At 38.4% G+C, this 18,622-nt stretch carries 16 protein-coding genes and 1 riboswitch; of the genes, 7 read left to right on the forward strand and 9 right to left on the reverse strand.

Going from position 1 to position 18,622, the window contains the following annotated elements; translation table 11 throughout:
• Positions 1–7 precede the first annotated feature (7 nt).
• The 3 genes from hrpA (at position 8) to ribD (ending at position 5,633) form a co-directional block, all read left to right on the forward strand.
• Positions 8–3,952, forward strand: coding sequence for an ATP-dependent RNA helicase HrpA (gene hrpA, locus JP36_RS01425; protein ID WP_039171230.1), 3,945 nt, complete (start codon positions 8–10; stop codon positions 3,950–3,952).
• A 110-nt stretch (positions 3,953–4,062) separates the two neighbouring features.
• Positions 4,063–4,515 carry a transcriptional regulator NrdR gene (gene nrdR, locus JP36_RS01430; RefSeq protein WP_013746959.1) on the forward strand — a complete coding sequence of 151 codons (453 nt, stop codon included), beginning with the start codon at positions 4,063–4,065 and terminating at the stop codon, positions 4,513–4,515.
• Entirely contained in the window at positions 4,515–5,633 is a 1,119-nt protein-coding gene (gene ribD / locus JP36_RS01435; protein ID WP_039171232.1) for a bifunctional diaminohydroxyphosphoribosylaminopyrimidine deaminase/5-amino-6-(5-phosphoribosylamino)uracil reductase RibD, read from the forward strand. The genes nrdR and ribD overlap by 1 nt, the downstream gene beginning before the upstream one ends.
• Before the next feature lie 29 nt (positions 5,634–5,662).
• Here the strand turns inward: ribD and rimI are convergent, their stop codons facing one another.
• Positions 5,663–6,109, reverse strand: a complete 447-nt coding sequence (gene rimI / locus JP36_RS01440) for a ribosomal protein S18-alanine N-acetyltransferase (RefSeq protein WP_039171234.1) — start codon at positions 6,107–6,109, stop codon at positions 5,663–5,665.
• Entirely contained in the window at positions 6,081–6,515 is a 435-nt protein-coding gene (locus tag JP36_RS01445) for a DNA polymerase III subunit psi (protein WP_039171236.1), read from the reverse strand. The genes rimI and JP36_RS01445 overlap by 29 nt, the downstream gene beginning before the upstream one ends.
• Positions 6,516–6,696: 181 nt before the next feature.
• On the opposite strand from JP36_RS01445, the gene folE reads away from it, so the two are divergent.
• Together folE and thrS are read left to right on the forward strand one after the other, a co-directional pair.
• Positions 6,697–7,353 (forward strand): GTP cyclohydrolase I FolE, encoded by a 657-nt coding sequence (gene folE, locus JP36_RS01450; protein ID WP_039171238.1) that lies wholly within the window; start codon positions 6,697–6,699, stop codon positions 7,351–7,353.
• A 196-nt stretch (positions 7,354–7,549) separates the two neighbouring features.
• The gene (thrS, locus tag JP36_RS01455) at positions 7,550–9,481 is read left to right on the forward strand and encodes a threonine--tRNA ligase (RefSeq protein WP_039171240.1); all 1,932 of its coding nucleotides are present in this window, start codon (positions 7,550–7,552) and stop codon (positions 9,479–9,481) included.
• 107 nt (positions 9,482–9,588) lie between these two features.
• On the opposite strand, the gene JP36_RS01460 is transcribed toward thrS, so the two are convergent.
• Genes JP36_RS01460 through JP36_RS01470 form a run of 3 tightly spaced genes read right to left on the reverse strand, consistent with a single transcriptional unit; the run spans position 9,589 to position 11,872 of the window.
• Positions 9,589–9,963 (reverse strand): SufE family protein, encoded by a 375-nt coding sequence (locus tag JP36_RS01460; RefSeq protein WP_039171242.1) that lies wholly within the window; start codon positions 9,961–9,963, stop codon positions 9,589–9,591.
• Positions 9,960–11,168, reverse strand: coding sequence for an aminotransferase class V-fold PLP-dependent enzyme (locus tag JP36_RS01465; protein ID WP_039171244.1), 1,209 nt, complete (start codon positions 11,166–11,168; stop codon positions 9,960–9,962). Before JP36_RS01465 ends, JP36_RS01460 begins: the two co-directional genes overlap by 4 nt.
• A gap of 8 nt (positions 11,169–11,176) precedes the next feature.
• Complete coding sequence (locus tag JP36_RS01470) at positions 11,177–11,872, reverse strand: thermonuclease family protein (RefSeq protein ID WP_039171246.1); 696 nt, start codon at positions 11,870–11,872, stop codon at positions 11,177–11,179.
• Between the two features lie 82 nt (positions 11,873–11,954).
• Between JP36_RS01470 and JP36_RS01475 the strand changes: the two genes are divergently transcribed.
• Positions 11,955–12,368, forward strand: coding sequence for a CidA/LrgA family protein (locus JP36_RS01475; protein WP_039135835.1), 414 nt, complete (start codon positions 11,955–11,957; stop codon positions 12,366–12,368).
• Positions 12,365–13,060: a CidB/LrgB family autolysis modulator gene (locus tag JP36_RS01480; RefSeq protein WP_039089263.1), complete on the forward strand. Its 696-nt coding sequence runs from the start codon at positions 12,365–12,367 to the stop codon at positions 13,058–13,060. Before JP36_RS01475 ends, JP36_RS01480 begins: the two co-directional genes overlap by 4 nt.
• Before the next feature lie 60 nt (positions 13,061–13,120).
• Here JP36_RS01480 and JP36_RS01485 read toward each other — a convergent pair whose 3' ends face one another.
• From JP36_RS01485 to bioD, 4 genes are all read right to left on the reverse strand, one after another.
• On the reverse strand, positions 13,121–14,971 hold the full coding sequence (locus JP36_RS01485; protein WP_039171248.1) for a TRAP transporter large permease subunit: 1,851 nt from the start codon (positions 14,969–14,971) through the stop codon (positions 13,121–13,123).
• A 66-nt stretch (positions 14,972–15,037) separates the two neighbouring features.
• Complete coding sequence (locus JP36_RS01490) at positions 15,038–16,021, reverse strand: sialic acid TRAP transporter substrate-binding protein SiaP (RefSeq protein WP_039171251.1); 984 nt, start codon at positions 16,019–16,021, stop codon at positions 15,038–15,040.
• A 232-nt stretch (positions 16,022–16,253) separates the two neighbouring features.
• Positions 16,254–17,606 (reverse strand): lysine-sensitive aspartokinase 3, encoded by a 1,353-nt coding sequence (gene lysC / locus JP36_RS01495; protein ID WP_039171252.1) that lies wholly within the window; start codon positions 17,604–17,606, stop codon positions 16,254–16,256.
• Positions 17,607–17,688: 82 nt separating this feature from the next.
• Positions 17,689–17,859: riboswitch (Lysine riboswitch) on the reverse strand.
• Positions 17,860–17,917: 58 nt separating this feature from the next.
• Complete coding sequence (bioD, locus tag JP36_RS01500; RefSeq protein ID WP_039171255.1) at positions 17,918–18,559, reverse strand: dethiobiotin synthase; 642 nt, start codon at positions 18,557–18,559, stop codon at positions 17,918–17,920.
• Positions 18,560–18,622 lie beyond the last annotated feature (63 nt).

Below are 18,622 nucleotides of genomic sequence, written 5' to 3' on the forward strand. Positions count from 1 at the left end.
AAAAAATATGACGGAATTTCAAACAAAAACAGCAACAAAATCTCAGCGCAATGTGAAACATAAAAACGTAAACAGAGCACCATTAGCAGCGTGGCAAAAACAATTGTTATCTGAACTTGATCAGGTAATGTTCGCGGATAAATATTTGTTAGCGGCGAGAATAAAAAAAGCTCCGGCACAGGCAAAAGCGGAATTGCAGGCTTTATTAACCAATGCGGTTGAAACGGCAAAGCAAAAATTATTGCAACGACAACAACGTCCATTGCAAATTACTTTTCCGGAAGATTTACCGGTGAGCCAACGTAGTGAAGAAATTATGAGTGCAATCGCCACTCATCAGGTAGTGGTGATTGCCGGTGAAACAGGATCGGGCAAAACCACACAGATTCCAAAGATGTGTTTAGCATTGGGTTTAGGGAAAAAAGGATTTATCGGGCATACGCAACCTCGCCGTATTGCCGCACGTTCTGTTGCCACCCGAATCGCAGAAGAGTTACAAACCGAGCTTGGAGATATTGTTGGTTATAAGGTACGTTTTAATGATCAAGTCAGTGAAAATACGCAGATAAAATTGATGACAGATGGTATTTTATTGGCGGAAATTCAAGCGGATCGTTATTTAAATCAATATGACGTGTTGATTATTGATGAAGCTCATGAGCGTAGCCTGAACAATGATTTTATTTTGGGATATTTAAAGCAATTATTGCCTAAAAGACCAGATTTAAAAGTGATTATTACCTCAGCGACCATTGATGTTGAGCGTTTTGCTAAACATTTTAATAATGCACCGATTATAGAGGTTTCGGGGCGAACTTATCCAGTTGAGGTGAGGTATCGACCAATTGCGGAGAGTGAAGATCAAGATCAGTTGCAGGCGATCTTTGATGCGGTAGATGAATTACAGGCGGAGGGTCGAGGTGATATTTTAATTTTTATGAATGGTGAACGTGAAATTCGTGATACCGCAGAAGCCTTAGAAAAAAGGGATTTACGCCATACTGAAATTTTGCCGCTTTATGCTCGTTTATCGGCACAGGAACAGAATCGCATTTTCCATCCGGGAGCTTTAAATCGCATTATTTTAGCCACCAATGTTGCGGAAACTTCTTTGACTGTTCCCGGAATTAAATATGTGATTGATCCCGGCACAGCAAGAATTTCACGTTACAGTTATCGCACCAAAGTACAGCGATTGCCGATTGAGCCGATTTCACAAGCTTCGGCAAATCAACGTAAAGGGCGTTGCGGACGTGTTAGTGAAGGGATTTGTATTCGTCTTTATTCTGAAGAGGATTTTAATAGTAGACCGCAATTCACTGATCCGGAGATTTTGCGTACCAATCTTGCATCGGTCATTTTGCAAATGACCGCATTAGGTCTGGATGATATTGAATCATTTCCGTTTGTTGATGCACCGGATCGTCGCCAAATTCAAGATGGATTACGTTTATTGGATGAGTTGCAGGCCTTCAAAATGGTGAAAGGGCGTTATGGTGACAAACGGATTTTAACGGAAAGTGGACGACAACTCGCACGTCTGCCGGTAGATCCTCGTTTGGCAAAAATGGTGTTGATGGCAGCAAGTAACGGTAGCCTGCGTGAAGTGTTGGTAATTGTTGCCGCATTGTCGATTCAAGATCCGAGAGAAAGACCACTTGATAAACAGCAATCAGCAGATGATAAGCATCGCCGTTTTGCGGATAAACATTCGGATTTCTTGGTTTTCGTAAATTTGTGGCGTTATATTCAGGAACAGCAGAAACAGCTTTCTCGAAATCAATTTAGACGTTTGTGTCAAAAAGATTACCTCAATTATTTACGAATTCGTGAATGGCAGGAAATTTATCATCAGTTACGTTTAAGTGTTCGGGAAATGGGGCTTGCGATCAATACTGAAGCAGCAGAATATATGCCGATTCACACTGCACTATTAGCCGGATTGCTCTCACATATTGGTAGTAAAGAGACGGAAAAACAGCAATACCTTGGCGCAAGGAATGCCCATTTTTCAATTTTTCCAGCTTCCACATTGTTTAAAAAACAACCTCGATGGTGTATGGCAGCAGAATTAGTCGAAACGTCTAAATTATGGGGTAGAGTTGTTGCGACGATTGAAGCGGAATGGATTGAACCGTTGGCACAGCATTTGGTGAAAAAAAGTTATCACGAGCCACATTGGTCGAAAAAACAGGGAGCTGTTTTAGCTAGTGAAAAAGTAACACTGTACGGTGTACCGATCGTACAAGCAAGAACGGTTAATTATAGTGCCATTGATCCAATGATTTGTCGTGAGATTTTTATTCGTTCTGCATTAGTGGAGGGAGATTGGCACACTAAACATAAATTCTTCTTTGAAAATCAGAAGCTTATCAAAGAAGTGGAAGAGTTGGAACATAAAACACGTCGTCGTGATATTTTAGTCAGCGAGCAGGCGTTGTTTGATTTTTATGATCAGCGTATTCCAGCGGAGGTGGTATCACAACGCCATTTTGATCGTTGGTGGCAACAGGCACAGAAGAAAGATGCAGAATTGCTCAATTTTGAAAAGTCATTCCTGTTGAATGATGAAACCTCGGTCAGTACCTTAGATTTCCCTAATTTTTGGCATCAAGGCAATTTAAAACTGAAATTAAGTTATCAGTTTGAACCGGGAACGGATGCGGATGGCGTAACCGTACATATTCCATTGCTGTTACTCAACCAGATCGAATTAAATGGCTTTGAATGGCAAATTCCGGGGTTGCGTCAGGAGTTGGTGGTGGCATTGATTAAATCCTTACCGAAAGCATTGCGCCGTAATTTTGTACCGGCACCGAATTATGCCGAAGCCTTTTTGGCGCGAGTGACACCATTGGAAAAACCATTGGTGGAAAGTTTAAGTGAACAGCTACGCAAAATGACCGGTGTTTGGGTTGAACCGACCGGATGGAATTGGCAACAAGTGCCGTCACATTTGAAAATGAGTTTTCGCGTGATTGATGAAAAAGGACGTAAAATTGCAGAAAGCAACGATCTTGATGCTTTAAAAGTTTCTTTAAAAGATCAAGTGCAGCAAAGTATTACTGAAGTGGCAGATGACGGCATTGAGCAGAGCGGTATTCATATTTGGAATTTTGATACTTTGCCGCAATACTATGAGCAAAAAAAACGTGGCTTCAGTATCAAAGCCTATCCGGCAATTGTTGATGAGAAGGAGTCGGTCGGTATTAAATTGTTTGAAACGGAATTTGAACAGCAACGTGCGATGCGTCAAGGATTGCGCCGTCTGTTGCTGTTGAATGTGCCTTCACCGATAAAATATTTACACGAAAAATTACCGAATAAAGCAAAATTAGGGCTTTATTTCACTCCGTTTGGCACAGTATTGCAGCTTATTGATGACTGTATTGCTTGTGCGGTGGATAAATTAATCAGCGATTTTGGCGGTGTGGTTTGGCAGGAGCAGCAATTTGAACAGTTGCGAGATTTTGTCCGTGAAAATTTAAATGATGCTACTGTGGATATTGCACAAAAAGTTGAGCAGATTTTAACGTTGGCATATGAAATTAATAAACGGATGAAAGGGCGTCTGGATTTTAATTTGGCGTTTGCTTTATCCGATATTAAAACGCAGCTTAACCATTTGATTTATCCGGGTTTTGTGGCGAAGAGCGGTTATAAACGCTTAGCAGATTTATTACGCTATTTACAAGCGATTGATAAACGGCTTGATAAAGTGGCACAGGATGTCAATCGTGATCGTGCCTTAATGTTGAAAATAGAGAGCGTGCAGCAGGCTTATCAACAGCTATTGAATAAATTGCCGAAATCTAAACCGATCAGTGATGAAATTTTGGAAGTTCGTTATATGATTGAGGAGTTACGTGTCAGCCTCTTTGCACAGCAGTTAAAAACCGCATATCCGATCTCAGATAAGCGTATTTTTAATTTGTTACAACAGTTAGGCTGATTTTTCACAACCATTTTGCAATGAAATATTTTATATTCCCCCTTTCTATCTGTTTTGTATCAGGTAGTATAGGGGAGTGAATAAAATAAATTATTTATGAAGGAGGCAATATGCATTGTCCGTTTTGTTCAGCGCCGGAAACGAAAGTGATTGATAGTCGTCTTGTTTCCGAAGGCTATCAAGTCAGACGTCGCCGTGAATGCACCCAGTGCAAAGAGCGTTTTACCACTTTTGAATCTGCGGAATTGGTGATTCCTCGTATTATTAAGAATAACGGCAATCGTGAACCTTTTAATGAGGAAAAATTGCGTGCCGGTATTTATCACGCATTGGAGAAACGACCGGTCAGTGAAATGCAGATTGAGGCGGCGGTCAACCGCATAATGCATACATTGCAAGCCACCGGTGAGCGAGAAGTGCCAAGCAAAATGGTTGGTACATTGGTAATGAATGAGTTGAAAAAAATGGATAAAGTTGCCTATATCCGTTTTGCATCGGTTTATCTCAGTTTTGATGATATTAAACAGTTCAGTGAAGAAATAGACAAACTAAATAAAGAATAATGCAAAATTTTGAATTTTCACAGCAAGATCACCAATTTATGGCATTGGCGATTGAATTGGCAAAAAAAGGGCGTTTTACTTGCACACCTAATCCGGCAGTCGGTTGTGTGTTGGTTAAAAATGGGGAAATTGTCGGTAAAGGTTATCACGAAAAAGCCGGCGAACCTCACGCAGAAGTGATGGCAATGCGAGAAGCAGGAGAAAAAGCGAACGGAGCGACAGCTTATGTTACACTCGAGCCCTGTTCGCATTACGGCAGAACGCCACCTTGTGCGAAAGGGCTGATTGAAGCCGGGGTCAAGCGTGTGGTGGCAGCAATGCAAGATCCGAATCCGCAAGTTGCCGGACGTGGTTTAAAAATGCTGGCGGATGCCGGTATTGAAACGGCGGTCGGGCTATTACAACAGCAAGCGGAACAGTTGAACAAAGGTTTTTTAAAAAGAATGCGTACCGGCTTCCCTTATGTGCAGCTGAAAATGGCGATCAGCATTGACGGTCGTACTGCGATGGCGAATGGTGAAAGCCAATGGATTACAGGTGAAGCGGCACGGCAGGATGTGCAGCAATATCGCGCAATGGCATCTACTATTTTATCCAGCAGTAAGACCGTATTGACGGATAATGCCGCATTAAATGTGCGTTGGCAACAATTACCGCTTGAGGTGCAATCAATCTATCCGCAAGAAAAATTACGTCAACCATTGCGTGTTATTTTAGATTCTCAACATCAAATCGAGCCTAGAGGGCGTTTGTTTGAAAGCGAAAGCTCAATTTTATTGGTCAGTCCGAGCGCACGTAATATGGAACATTTCCCGGCATTTTGTCAGCAGCAGCAATTACCAGAAAGCCCTTATTATTTGACGGATTTACTTAATTTGCTAGGGAAACAGCAGATAAATTCAGTTTGGGTGGAGGCAGGTGCAACTTTAGCCGGAGCGCTAATTGAAGCCGGTTTGGTAGATGAATTAATTGTCTATATTGCACCGAAATTGTTAGGTGATCAGGCAAAAGGGCTTTGTCATTTGCCGCAATTGCAACATCTGAAGGATGCACCACAATGGCGGTTAAGTGATGTTAGCTTAATCGGTGATGATGTTAAATTAGTGTATATTAAATAAGCTAAATGGCGTGTTGTTTATTTTAAAGACTATAGGTAACACGCCATAATTACAGCGTTTTCACGTCCACCACTGACAACAGGATAATAATTTTTTCGTACGGTAACTTCATTAAAGCCGAGATTTTCATACAATTTTCTTGCTTTTTGATTGGATTCTCTTACTTCTAGCCACAAGGTTGTAATCCCTTTTGCTATTAATTCATTCATCAAATGTTGTAATAGTGCTTTGCCGAAACCGTTTCCTTGAAATTGCGGATCAATTGCAATATTAAATAGTGTTGCCTCATCAAGAACAGTTTGACAGATACAAAATCCAATAATGCTATTTTGATATAAAACCTTAAAATTAAGGTAATTATCACCCTGATTATTTTTGAGTGTAGCTAAACTCCAAGGCACACTATGTGCCGCTTGTTCAATCTGAAATAGTTGCGTGAAATCGTGATCAGTGATGGTTTGAAATTGTGTTTTCATTTTGTAAAAAGTGCTGGATTTGTTGCCAAATGGTTCGTTTTTGTTGAACGGACAAGATTAATGTTGAATTTAATGAAATGATTTGTGTGGCAATTTTGGCTAATGCTGAGTTTTGAAATTGTGATAAACAATCTTCAACACAAAACACAAGCAGTGGATGATCGCTCTCTAAACGTTGTAATTGTTGACAGTTTATAATTAAGGCTTTATCAGTAGTTGTTTCTGCTGCACGTAGTAAATCTTGTATTAACTGTGAGCCTATTATCGAATGCTGTTCTGATAGAATAATGGTATGAATATCGGCTGGCACATTAATTATTCCTACACCCTGTAACACTTCAGGATGTACTAATTGCCAAAAGGTAATGCCCATTTCTTGTAGTAACAACTCTCGTCTGTTAATCATTTTCTTCTCCAAAATTTAATGCTGCCAATCATAGCATTTTTGTTTTAGAAATACAGAGCAAAAATAAGAAGAATAGAACAATTTTAGAGAGTTCTTTCTACGGTTTCAGTGAATTTTAAATCCCTCTTTCACAAATGTATCACCATTGTTAAAATAGAAACTTCATAATAAGGAGAGGTAGATGAATACAATTTCATTGGAGGCTCAACAAGTTAGAGCCGCTTTATTGTCTAAAGGTCTGGAAACACCAATGATGCCACGTGTGGGGACTCAGGATGAACGTCGTCAAAAAATTGAACAGCATATGAAAGAGGTAATGACGATTCTTGGTTTAGATTTAAGAGACGACAGTTTAGAAGAGACACCTAAACGTTTGGCAAAAATGTATCTTGACGAAATTTTTAGTGGTTTGGATTACCATAATTTCCCGAAGATTACTCGTATTGAAAATAGAATGAATGTTAGTGAAATGGTGTTGGTGAATGATATTAATTTGACCAGCACCTGTGAACATCATTTTGTTACTTTTTCAGGTAAAGTCGCAGTTGCTTATTATCCTAAAAAATGGGTAATTGGCTTATCAAAGATTAACCGCGTAGTTGATTTCTTTGCACAACGTCCTCAAGTTCAAGAAAGATTGACAGAACAGATTTTAACGGCATTTCAAACGATTTTAGAAACGGATGATGTGGCAGTTTATGTTAGAGCAACTCACTTTTGTGTAAAATGTCGCGGAGTTCGTGATGCGAATAGCTTTACAGTCACCTCTGCCTATGGGGGTATTTTCCGTCAGGATCGTGCCATTAAGCAGGAATTTTTATCTTTGATATCAAAATAGTTTAAATTTTAAAATTTTATTGCTATTGAGGCTGTGATATACTCTTGCCCGCAATAACTTGTGGGTATTTTATTGCAATTTTTGCTATGAAATAGTGTTTTGTTTCGCTATTGAAGTAGAAATAGCAATAAAATTCGAAAATAAACATTAACACAAGTAACCTCTCGTATGGGTTACCACTGTAAGGATTTTTATTATGCCAATTATTACATTACCTGACGGATCTCAACGTCAATTTGAACAACCGGTTACAGTGCTTGAAGTGGCACAAAGTATTGGTGCAGGTTTAGCTAAAGCGTGTATTGCCGGACGTGTGAACGGTGTGCGTAAAGACGCTTGTGATTTAATCAACGAAGATGCAAATGTTGAAATTATTACTGCTAAAGATGAAGACGGATTAGAAATTATTCGCCACTCTTGCGCTCATTTATTAGGTCACGCCTTAAAACAACTCTATCCTAACGCCAAAATGGCAATTGGACCAACGATAGAAAATGGCTTCTATTATGACATTGATCTTGATCATTCTTTAACTACGGAAGATTTAGAGAAAATTGAAAAAAGAATGTTGGAATTAGCGAAAACTAATTATGACGTGATCAAAGAGCCGGTTTCTTGGCAAAAAGCACACGATGTATTTGAACAACGTGGTGAGCCGTACAAAATGGCAATTTTAGAAGAAAATATTGAAAAAAACGCTACACCGGCGCTTTATCATCATTTGGAATATATTGATATGTGTCGTGGTCCACACGTCCCTAATATGCGTTTCTGTCATCACTTTAAATTGCAAAAAGTGGCTGGAGCTTATTGGCGAGGCGATAGCAATAACAAGATGTTGCAGCGTATTTATGGTACAGCTTGGGCAGATAAGAAACAGCTTGCTGAATATTTGAAACGTCTTGAAGAAGCTGCAAAACGTGATCACCGTAAAATTGGTAAAGCGTTAGATTTATATCATATGCAGGAAGAAGCTCCGGGAATGGTGTTCTGGCATAATGATGGTTGGACAATTTTCCGTGAATTGGAAACTTTTGTTCGCACTAAATTAAAACAGTATGATTATCAAGAAGTCAAAGGTCCATTTATGATGGATCGTGTGCTTTGGGAAAAAACCGGTCACTGGCAGAACTATGGTGATTTAATGTTCACTACTTCATCAGAAAACCGTGAGTATGCGATTAAGCCGATGAACTGTCCTGGACACGTGCAAATTTTTAATCAAGGTTTGAAATCTTACCGTGATTTACCATTGCGTATGGCGGAGTTTGGTTCTTGCCACCGTAATGAACCTTCAGGTTCTTTGCACGGCTTAATGCGTGTTCGTGGTTTCACTCAAGATGATGCACATATTTTCTGTACTGAAAATCAGATTGAAAGCGAAGTAACTTCCTGTATTAAAATGGTTTATGACATTTATAGTACATTTGGCTTTACTGATATTTATGTCAAACTTTCAACTCGTCCGGAACATCGTATCGGTTCTGATGAAATGTGGGATCGTGCTGAAGCGGATTTGGCAAAAGCACTTGAACATAATGGTTTAGAATATGAAGTGCAGCCGGGAGAGGGTGCATTCTATGGTCCGAAATTGGAGTTTGCTTTACGAGATAGTATTGGTCGTGAATGGCAATGTGGCACTGTTCAGTTAGACTTTGCGTTACCGGGTCGTTTAAATGCCTCTTATGTGGCGGAAGATAATGAGCGTAAAACACCGGTTATGATTCACCGTGCTATTTTAGGTTCAATTGAGCGCTTCATCGGTATTATTACCGAAGAGTATGCCGGTTTCTTCCCTGCGTGGTTGGCACCGACTCAAGCAGTGGTAATGAATATTACCGATAGCCAAGCAGATTATGTGCAAAAGGTTGTTAAAACCTTATCTGATGCCGGATTACGTGTGAAATCAGATTTACGCAATGAAAAAATCGGTTTCAAAATCCGTGAGCATACCTTAAAACGTGTGCCTTATATGTTGGTTTGCGGTGATAAAGAGATTGCCGAAGGCAAAGTGGCAGTTCGTACACGTAAAGGTGCGGATTTGGGTACTTTCAGTGTGGAAGAGTTTACCGAGATCTTGAAAAATCAAGTAAGAAATCGTGATTTAAAACTTCTTGGTGAAGAGTAATAGGGATTCAGAATTGAAAAGCGACCGAATGGTCGCTTTTTTATATGAGCACTGGTAGGAATCCCCATCCTTTAGGACGGGAGGACGTCAAGATAAGAATCTATGAATTATGCGTTTTGGATTAGCTGTTCAATCTTTTTTAGTCCATTTAGCCTAGTTTCGCTTAAACGCTGATCAATTTTGAGTTGTTGCAATAACGGTGTGATTTGCAAACTGGAACGCTGTGTTATCGGAGTTTCCGAAAGAACAGTTTTAATGATAAACAAAATGCCGTTTAAAATACGAGCATCACTATAGGCGATACAGCGATCGTCATCAAGTTTAAACCATAATCGGCTTTCACAGCCTTCAATCAGCGGTATGTTTGAGAGAGTTTCATCATCAGGTTTTTCTAATTGTTTAGCTAGAAAAATTAATTGTCGATAACGCTGTTCCCAAGTTTGAGTTTGAGCAAAAAGTTGCTGAATTTCTGTAAATGTCATTGCTCCTCCAAAATGGCGAGCGCATTATTTAAAGCATCAAAAAAGCGCTCAATATCCTGTTGATTATTATAAGGCGCAAAGGAGAGGCGTAAAGTGCCATATTGGTGCAGAAAATGTAAATAGGGTTGGGCACAATGTTGACCGGTACGCAAAGCGATCTGTTGTTCGCTTAACAGTGTGGATAAATCGCTATTTTCAATATTATCAAATACAAAGCTAATAATATGCCCATCATTTGCACTTAATACTCGACAATGTGGATATTGTGTTAAGCGTTGACGTGTAAGGCTAGCTAACATTAATGTATGATGAGCTAATGTGGCGTAATGATATTGTTGTAACCAAGCTAATACTGCTCCAAACCCGATAACTGCGGCAATGTTAGGTGTTCCTGCTTCTAAACGATAAGGTAATGGTTGGAAAGTACTGTGTTGTAACGTAACATTCTCCACCATTTTGCCTCCATAAAAGAGTGGTTGTAACTGATTGAGAGCAGATTTTTTACCACTTAATATGCCTAGCCCAGTTGGGCCAAACAATTTATGCGCGGAAAAAGCAATAAAATCAATGTCTAATGCTTGTAAATTAATTTTATGATGTAAAACAGCTTGTGCCGCGTCAACAATAATAAATGCATTCTCTGCCAGTTGACGAATTAGTGTGCAGAATTTTTCAATCGGTTGGCTATAGCCGGTGATGTTTGATACCCAATTTAGTGCAACAATTTTGGTATTAGAGGATAATGCCTGTACTAATACCTTTTCATCAATTTTATAATCTGCCTGTAACGGTAATACCGTTAATTGCAACTGTTTCTGCAATGCCAGTTGTTGCCAAATAACAAAATTAGCGTGATGTTCCGCCTCACTAATGATGATTTGATCGCCTGCCTGTAGAAAATGATCTAAACCATAGGCAATAGCATTAAGACTGTGTGTTGTACCGGAAGTCCAAACAATGCAATCTCTATCTTCTGCACCGATAAAGTCAGCCGTCAGTTGTCGTGCTTGTTCAAAATGCTGTGTTTGTTGCCAATCGTATTGGCTACGATGCACTGAGCCGGCGGAACGATAAAATTCAACTGTGGTATCAATCAATGTTTGTGGTCGTAATGTTGTTGCCGCTGAATCCAAGTAAACGGCAGCATTTTTTGTTTGAAAAAAAGGAAAGTCTTTACGAAACTGTTTAATGGTGAAAGATTGCATTGTTATCCTTAACGACACAAAGAGTTACAAGGAATTCCGTCATGATTGCCATCAAGATAAGTAGCATTGCACTGTTTAAAAAATGCAGTCGCTTCTGCACAAGAATTAAAACTTTTACAGCTACGATGTTGCTGACAATTTGCAGGAGTAGTTACGGTTTTTTGTTGTTTTGTTCTTATATCGACATTACCCAGTGTTGGTACTGGCGGATTATCTAACTTTAAACTAGGATTTTTACTATGTTTTCGCCAATTACTTGGGTAAATTGGATTATCATCTTGCCATAAACCACGACGTTGTTGTCTGGCTTGCACTTCGGCAGCTAAATATTGTTTATCGTGCATATATTGACGATAAGCCCAAGCTAACCCTTGTTGTACCATTATAAGATTGATATTTCTCCCTTGTGAATCAAATACTTCTGCAAGAACACGATGATATTGATCGTATTCGCTTGAACTTAAACGCACCTGTTTTTTAAAAATTAATTGTGATAACAATTGACGGGAACGATCACCGTAAGGTTGTTTTTTTTCCGGAGCATCCACTTGGGCAAGACGAACTTTAATTGTTTTATTGTTGGCTAATAAACAGGTAAAAGTATCACCATCACTAATTGATACTACTTGGCAGTTGATTTCTCGAACGGCAATACTGTTCAAAGTAAATAGTGAAAAAAATAAGATAATTAATAGTTTTTTCATCATAATTTCATCGATTAAAGTGTGACATAGATCACAAAATAGGAGTAAAATAGTGACCTATTATGGCATATTTCGATTAAAAATGTTTTATAAAATTTTTCAATTATTTCGTTCTATTGCAATTCTGTACGTGATGTTGTACTTGGGAGAAGCGATTAATTATCTGTTTCCGATAGGTATTCCTTCCAGCATATGGGGATTGTTACTGTTATTTATCTGTTTAGTGCTGAAATTGATAAAAAAAGAGTGGTTATTGCCGAGCGGAGCATTATTAATTCGTTATATGGCACTGCTTTTCATTCCTCTCAGCGTCGGTATCATTGATTATTTTGATATATTGACAGAACAGGCGGTATCGTTATTGATCCCGACTGTAGTCAGTACCTGTTTGGTCATTGTGATGACCGGTTTGTTGGCTGAATATCTGTATTCATACCGCTCTTTTGCCAGATTGAGAAAAAAAGCGGAAAAACGGGCAGTGAGGGTTACAAAATGATTTATCTCTATTCCGTATTAACCATAGTCGTGTTTGCCATTGCGGTAACCATTAATAAGAAATTAAAATCTATCGTTTTTAATTCGTTTGTTTTAACGGTTTGTGCATTAGTTGCCATTTTATTGATTTTTCACATTCCTTATCATTCTTATATTGCTGGTAATAAGCCCTTGAATATGCTGTTAGCTCCGTCTATTGTTGCGTTGGCATTGCCTTTATATGAACAATTGCCACAGATTAAAAAATCGTGGCGTAGCATTTTATTTATTACTACCTTTTCTTCCGTATTTGCAATGTTTAGTGGTGCTTTTATTGCATTTTTGTTAGGTGCGAACAATCAAGTAATGGCAACATTATTTGCTAAATCAATTACTACACCATTGGCAATGGCGGTATCTCATACCATCGGTGGTGTACCGACCATTACTGTTGTACTGGTGATTATTGCTGGATTGGTTGGTTCGGTATTTGGTTATAGCATTGTTAAATTGTTAAAATTAAAGCGTAGTGAAGCAATAGGTTTATCTATTGGTGCGGCGTCCCACGCATTAGGAACTGCAGCCTGTATGGATGTAGATAAAAAAGCAGGTACATTCAGTTCTATTTCGTTAGTATTATGTGGTGTGATTACCTCATTATGTGCGCCGTTGTTATTTGATTTATTTTTAATTGTGATGAAGATTTTTTCTTAACCTTTGTAAAAAATAAACCCATCAGTTTTACAACTGATGGGTTTTTCTTCAGGAATCAGATTAACCTGGTAATAGCAGATTAGGAATAAAGGTAATAATTTGAGGGAAAATCGTAATTAAAACCAGTGTCGTGAAGATTGGAATTAAGAACGGTAGTACTCCTTTAGTAACCGTACTGACTGGCATATTGCCGACTCGAGCTACCACAAATAATGCCATTCCCATAGGTGGAGTTAAAATGCCGATCATCATATTCAAGGTTGTCATTACACCAAAGAAGATTAGGTCAATATTGAAGTGTACTGCAATAGGGATCAACATTGGCAATACCAGGAATTGTAATGCTAAAGCATCGATAAACATTCCTAAGAATAACAACAATAAGTTGATCATCACTAAAACCATCAATGGTGAATCAGCAAAAGTAATAAAAACTTTTGCAATTTTCATTGCAACCTGTTCACGTGCGATCATATCGCCAAAAAAAGTTACGGTCATTACCATCAACACGGTTACACCAGTAATCGCTACAGCCTCTACACAACCTTTGAATAGACTTTGTAAAGTGAGTTCTTTATAGATGAATTTACCTACAATAATAGAATAAAGCGCAGCAATAACAGCAGCTTCCGTTGGGGTAAATAAACCTGAGAAAATACCGACAATGATAAGAATTGGCGTCAATAATGCCCAGATAGCACCTTTAAATTCACGGCAAAGCACGTCTAACGAAGCTTTTGGTGTACGTGGATAATTACGTTTTTTAGCAATAAAATAATTCATTACCATTAACGCAATAGTAACTAATACACCCGGCACAAAGCCGGCAACAAATAATTTTGCGATAGATTGATTGGAAATCACACCATAAATAATCATTGCAATGCTTGGTGGTACTAATGGTCCTATAATACAAGAGGCTGCTGTAATGCCACCACACATATCGTCATCATAACCGGCATCACGCATTGCTTTAATTTCTAACTGACCTAAACCACCCGCATCAGCTAGAGCAGAACCTGACATTCCGGAGAAAATCAAACTAGCACCGATATTGACGTTCCCCATACCGCCACGATAGTGTCCGAGTAATGCTTTTGCGAAATCGAAAATTTTAGTGGTAATACCACCAGTGTTCATCAAAATTCCGGTAAGAATAAAGAATGGCACACTTAATAAAGAGAAGCTGTTTAAGCTGTCTACTAGTTTTGAAGATGCAGCATTGACCACATTCCAACGCGTCATTGTGAAGTAGAGAATAGTGGCAATAAAGAGCGACCAACCGACTGGTGTGCCAATAAACATAATGATCAACCAAACTAACAGGACGATATAAACAGATTCGCTGCCAAATTTTACATAGTTGGTTACACGTAGAATTTTAAATATATCCGGATGAACTAAAATTAATGAAATCAATAAAATCGCACTAATAAGAAAGAATACAGCAGGAAAATAACTCAAGTTATTACGATAGTTCTCAACTTGTGCCTGTAAGAAACGGATTAACATTAACACGGATAATAACGGCAATGCAGCGTAAAGCCATTTTTCAGAGATACCCAATGAAACAATCTCAAAAGTAGCTCCATTGTAGAGTTTAATTCCAAAATGGATAAATAAAATAAGCGAGATGAAAATTAACAACTGAGAAAAAGAAACTGCTGCTTTTCGCATTTTTTCAGACATCATATTAGTTAGAAAGTCAATAAAGACGTGTTGTTGTGTCCGAATACCCATTGAAATGCCAAGCATTCCAACGTAAACAAATAACAATCTAGCTAACTCTTCACTCCAGATTAAAGGATCATTAAAAACTTGTCGTGCTAAGATTTGTGCAATAAGAACAACAAATATAATCAAAAAAAGCACACCACCTAGCCACTCTTCGAGTTTATTAAAATATTTCATAAATATAACCCCATACATCTTAGGTTAGAAAATCCTTAGCGTCGTATGACGCTAAGGTTTGTAGGATTATTTAGTCAAAGCATTGATTTCAGCAATTGCCTCTTCACCTTCTTTACCATTTTTCTTAATGTATTCTTCATAGTAAGGTTTCATTGCTTCTTTGAATGGGGCAAGATCCGGTTTAGTAACTGTCATACCTTTGCTCTCAAAGTAAGCAATAAGATTTTTTTCACCATCTTCAAATAGTTTTGTATGGTAATCAGCGGCTTTTTCAGCGGCATCTTTAACTACTTTTTGCAGATCTTCAGGCAAATCTTCAAGAGTTGCATTACTGACTAAATAAAGTTGGTCATTAAGAATATGGTTGGTCAAAGCTAAATATTTTTGAACTTCTTCAAACTTTTGTGCCTGAATGGTTGGCAATGGATTTTCCTGACCATCTACAGAATTGGTTTGAAGTGCTAAATAAACTTCAGAAAATGCCATTGGGGTAGGTGCAGCACCGGAATATTTTGCATATGCAAGGTTAGTTGCGGCATTTGGTACACGAAGTTTTAAGCCTTTCATATCTTTGATGCTGTTAATGGCTCGGTTAGAAGTGGTTTGGCGAGTACCGTTATAAGCATCGGCTAAAATGGTGATGCCCAATTCATCGTGGATTTTTTTTACTAAATTTTGACCATATTTAGTATCAAACAATGCTTCTTTTGCTACTTTGAAATTCGGAATCATATAAGGAAGTGCAAACACTTCTGCTGATGGGTAGAATAATTGGAAACGGGCAGATTCACCGAAAGTGAAATCTAATGCACCATCACCAAGTTGTTTAATCATTGAGCGGTCGTCACCAAGTTGTGCGCTTGGATAAAGTGAAATCTCAATTTTGCCGTTAGAATTTGCTTTAACTTCTTTAGCAAAAAATTCAGCAGCTTTGTATTCATTTGATGTTGGACCAGCTACTAAGCCCATTTTTAAGTCATATTCTGCGGAAAATGCGGTTGCAGAAAGTCCCATACATAGTGTGGCAAGTAATAATTTGTTAAATTTCATTGCGTTTCTCCTATAGAGTTAGATAGTTGGGTGAAAGTAGCAGATCGTACAAAAATAGACGATGCTCGTTTCTTTTATGATTGCTATAAATCATTTTTTTATTATAAATGAAGTAATATTTCATTACTGAGAGATAAATCACAAAAATTACAAAAAATTCATCATATTTGTGTTAATTTTGAGTAAAAAAAAAGCCTTTGCATTGGCAAAGGCTCTCGTTTGATATCCAAAATTATTCAAAAAGTTCTTTGTGTAATTTACGAACGACATCGTCCGCATTTTCACTTTTTACTAATAGACAAACGTTGTTATTGCTGGCTCCATAGCTGATCATACGCACATTGTAGTCGGCAATGGTGTTGAATAAACGTTTTGCTACGCCGGCTGTGTTATGCAAATTGTTGCCGATTAAAGCAACTAACGCTAAACCAGTGTCCACTTTAACAGAAGCGGTTTCGCTTAATTCAGTGAGAAGTTCATTAGACAGTAATTCTGCGCCGGAAGAGGCAGAACCGGTTTTATCCAATGTTAAGGCAATGCTGACTTCTGAAGTGGTAATGGTATCTACAGAGATTTTGTATTTTGCTAGGATATTAAAGACATTTGCTAAAAAGCCTTGTGCGTGCAACATACTTAAACTGGATAAAGTGACTAGTGTTTGATCACGGCGCAATGCAATCGCACGGAATAACGGACGAGGTTGCGGATCACGAGTTACCCAAGTTCCACCTTGTTCTGGTGCTTTACTTGAGCCGACAAAAACAGGGATATTGCTACGCACGGCTGGTAATAAAGTTGCTGGATGAAGTACTTTCGCACCGAAAGTTGCCATTTCCGCAGCTTCAGAGAAGCTCATAGTATCAATTTTTTGTGCTGCTGGTGCAATACGAGGATCAGTGGTATAAATGCCGGCAACGTCAGTCCAGATTAATACATCATTGGCATCCAAGACTTCCGCTAATAGTGCAGCAGAGTAATCACTACCACCACGACCTAAAGTCGTTGTTTTGCCATTTGGCGCACGACCGATAAAGCCTTGAGTAATAATAAGATCACCACGATCAATTAAAGGTTTTAATACTCGATCACAGTTTTGTTGAGTTAATTCATCATTTGGCGCTGCTTTGCCATAATGATCGTTGGTTGCCACCAAAGTGCGAACATCAATCCAAGTGGCACTTGCACCTAGCTCACGTAAGACTTCCACGAAAATTAATGTAGACATCATTTCGCCGTGGCTGATGATTTCATCAATTAATGCCGGTGAAGTAGCTAGGGCTGCTGCATCTGAAAGTGATTCAATATTATCTAATAAACGATCAATTTCTTCTCGTAATACTGCCGCATCTTTAAGTTCATCTAAAATATTATATTGGATTTGTCGAACTTGATTGAGTAAGTTTTCACGTTCTGTTTTTTCACACCCATTAGCAAGAGCTACTAATAAATTGGTGATGCCAGCAGAAGCTGACAACACGACAACACGAGTTTTCGGATCAGAAATAACAATTTTTGCGCAAGACTGCATTGCAGCGTAGTTAGCAACGCTAGTACCACCAAATTTAGCAACAGATAAATGTGACATAGTTTTTCCTTAAATAATGATATTGTGAGTAAAATTAAATTTGCAGAAGGTTAAGGAAAACTTGGAAGAGATGAAACTTGACTTGTTCAGAAGCTCTCCATCGTTTACCGATGACAGCCTTAGGGATTCAGCCCTAATAGCCGATAAACAAAACCCTGGTAGTGTTGTTTATCTCGGCGAAACTCCCCTGATTATTTCTCTTTGGTGCCAGACCTAAAAATAACGACCTGAGTTCCGCGCCTCTCCTGCGTAGCCGAAGCTACAAGCCCGTATAGAAATACCTGTTAATGCGAGAATTGTCAAATAAAATTTTAAAAATTAAACTTTTCTAACAAAATAAATTCAGTTTGTGGTGAATGTTGTTGTAAATATTGTTGTAAATATTGTTGGCTATCCTGTTCGATTAATTTATCTTTTTCAGGGAAACGATTATAGACCAATGCCTTTACTTCAATGTTATGTTGTTGACAAACCATCAGACTCAACAAAGTATGATTGAGGCTACCTAATTTACCTGATGTGACTAAAATCAATGGATATTGGCGTTCAGCGATAAAGTCAAGTGTGGTTTTATCTGCTTGATAAGGAACGGCTAATCCTCCAGCTCCTTCGAGCAAGACATAATCATATCGCTGTGCTAATAATTTTGTTTTTTCATCAATAATTGAAGCATCAATCTGGCGATTTTCTATTTTTGCTGCTAAATGTGGAGAGCAAGGATAATGAAAAAGATAAGGGCAGGTGTTACCGTTTAAATCGTCTTCGGTTAGTCCAATTCCCTGAATTTTGCGATGAACTAAAATATCGTCTGAAATGTTATCACAACCAGTTTGTATCATTTTTTGCGTGATAACAGAAAAACCTTGAGCCATTAAATTTTTGGCATAAACACCTGTGGCTACGGATTTTCCAATTTCGGTATCGATACCGCTGATAAAAAGAACATTTTGCATCGCAATTCCTTATATTTTAGCTAAAAACAAACGCATTACTATACGCACATTGAGAATGGGATC

Origin of the sequence: Gallibacterium genomosp. 1, from assembly GCF_000771875.1 — a bacterium.
Classification (GTDB): domain Bacteria; phylum Pseudomonadota; class Gammaproteobacteria; order Enterobacterales; family Pasteurellaceae; genus Gallibacterium.

What these genes read in the sequence shown, in the direction of transcription:
- JP36_RS01465 (WP_039171244.1), bottom strand. Translation starts at nt 11,168, where the DNA reads ATGCAATCTTTCACCATTAAACAGTTTCGTAAAGACTTTCCTTTTTTT.
- JP36_RS01460 (WP_039171242.1), bottom strand. Translation starts at nt 9,963, where the DNA reads ATGACATTTACAGAAATTCAGCAACTTTTTGCTCAAACTCAAACTTGG.
- folE (WP_039171238.1), top strand. Translation starts at nt 6,697, where the DNA reads ATGAATACAATTTCATTGGAGGCTCAACAAGTTAGAGCCGCTTTATTG.
- JP36_RS01485 (WP_039171248.1), bottom strand. Translation starts at nt 14,971, where the DNA reads ATGAAATATTTTAATAAACTCGAAGAGTGGCTAGGTGGTGTGCTTTTT.
- lysC (WP_039171252.1), bottom strand. Translation starts at nt 17,606, where the DNA reads ATGTCACATTTATCTGTTGCTAAATTTGGTGGTACTAGCGTTGCTAAC.
- ribD (WP_039171232.1), top strand. Translation starts at nt 4,515, where the DNA reads ATGCAAAATTTTGAATTTTCACAGCAAGATCACCAATTTATGGCATTG.
- rimI (WP_039171234.1), bottom strand. Translation starts at nt 6,109, where the DNA reads ATGAAAACACAATTTCAAACCATCACTGATCACGATTTCACGCAACTA.
- JP36_RS01490 (WP_039171251.1), bottom strand. Translation starts at nt 16,021, where the DNA reads ATGAAATTTAACAAATTATTACTTGCCACACTATGTATGGGACTTTCT.
- JP36_RS01475 (WP_039135835.1), top strand. Translation starts at nt 11,955, where the DNA reads ATGTTTTATAAAATTTTTCAATTATTTCGTTCTATTGCAATTCTGTAC.
- nrdR (WP_013746959.1), top strand. Translation starts at nt 4,063, where the DNA reads ATGCATTGTCCGTTTTGTTCAGCGCCGGAAACGAAAGTGATTGATAGT.
- JP36_RS01480 (WP_039089263.1), top strand. Translation starts at nt 12,365, where the DNA reads ATGATTTATCTCTATTCCGTATTAACCATAGTCGTGTTTGCCATTGCG.
- hrpA (WP_039171230.1), top strand. Translation starts at nt 8, where the DNA reads ATGACGGAATTTCAAACAAAAACAGCAACAAAATCTCAGCGCAATGTG.
- thrS (WP_039171240.1), top strand. Translation starts at nt 7,550, where the DNA reads ATGCCAATTATTACATTACCTGACGGATCTCAACGTCAATTTGAACAA.
- bioD (WP_039171255.1), bottom strand. Translation starts at nt 18,559, where the DNA reads ATGCAAAATGTTCTTTTTATCAGCGGTATCGATACCGAAATTGGAAAA.
- JP36_RS01445 (WP_039171236.1), bottom strand. Translation starts at nt 6,515, where the DNA reads ATGATTAACAGACGAGAGTTGTTACTACAAGAAATGGGCATTACCTTT.
- JP36_RS01470 (WP_039171246.1), bottom strand. Translation starts at nt 11,872, where the DNA reads ATGAAAAAACTATTAATTATCTTATTTTTTTCACTATTTACTTTGAAC.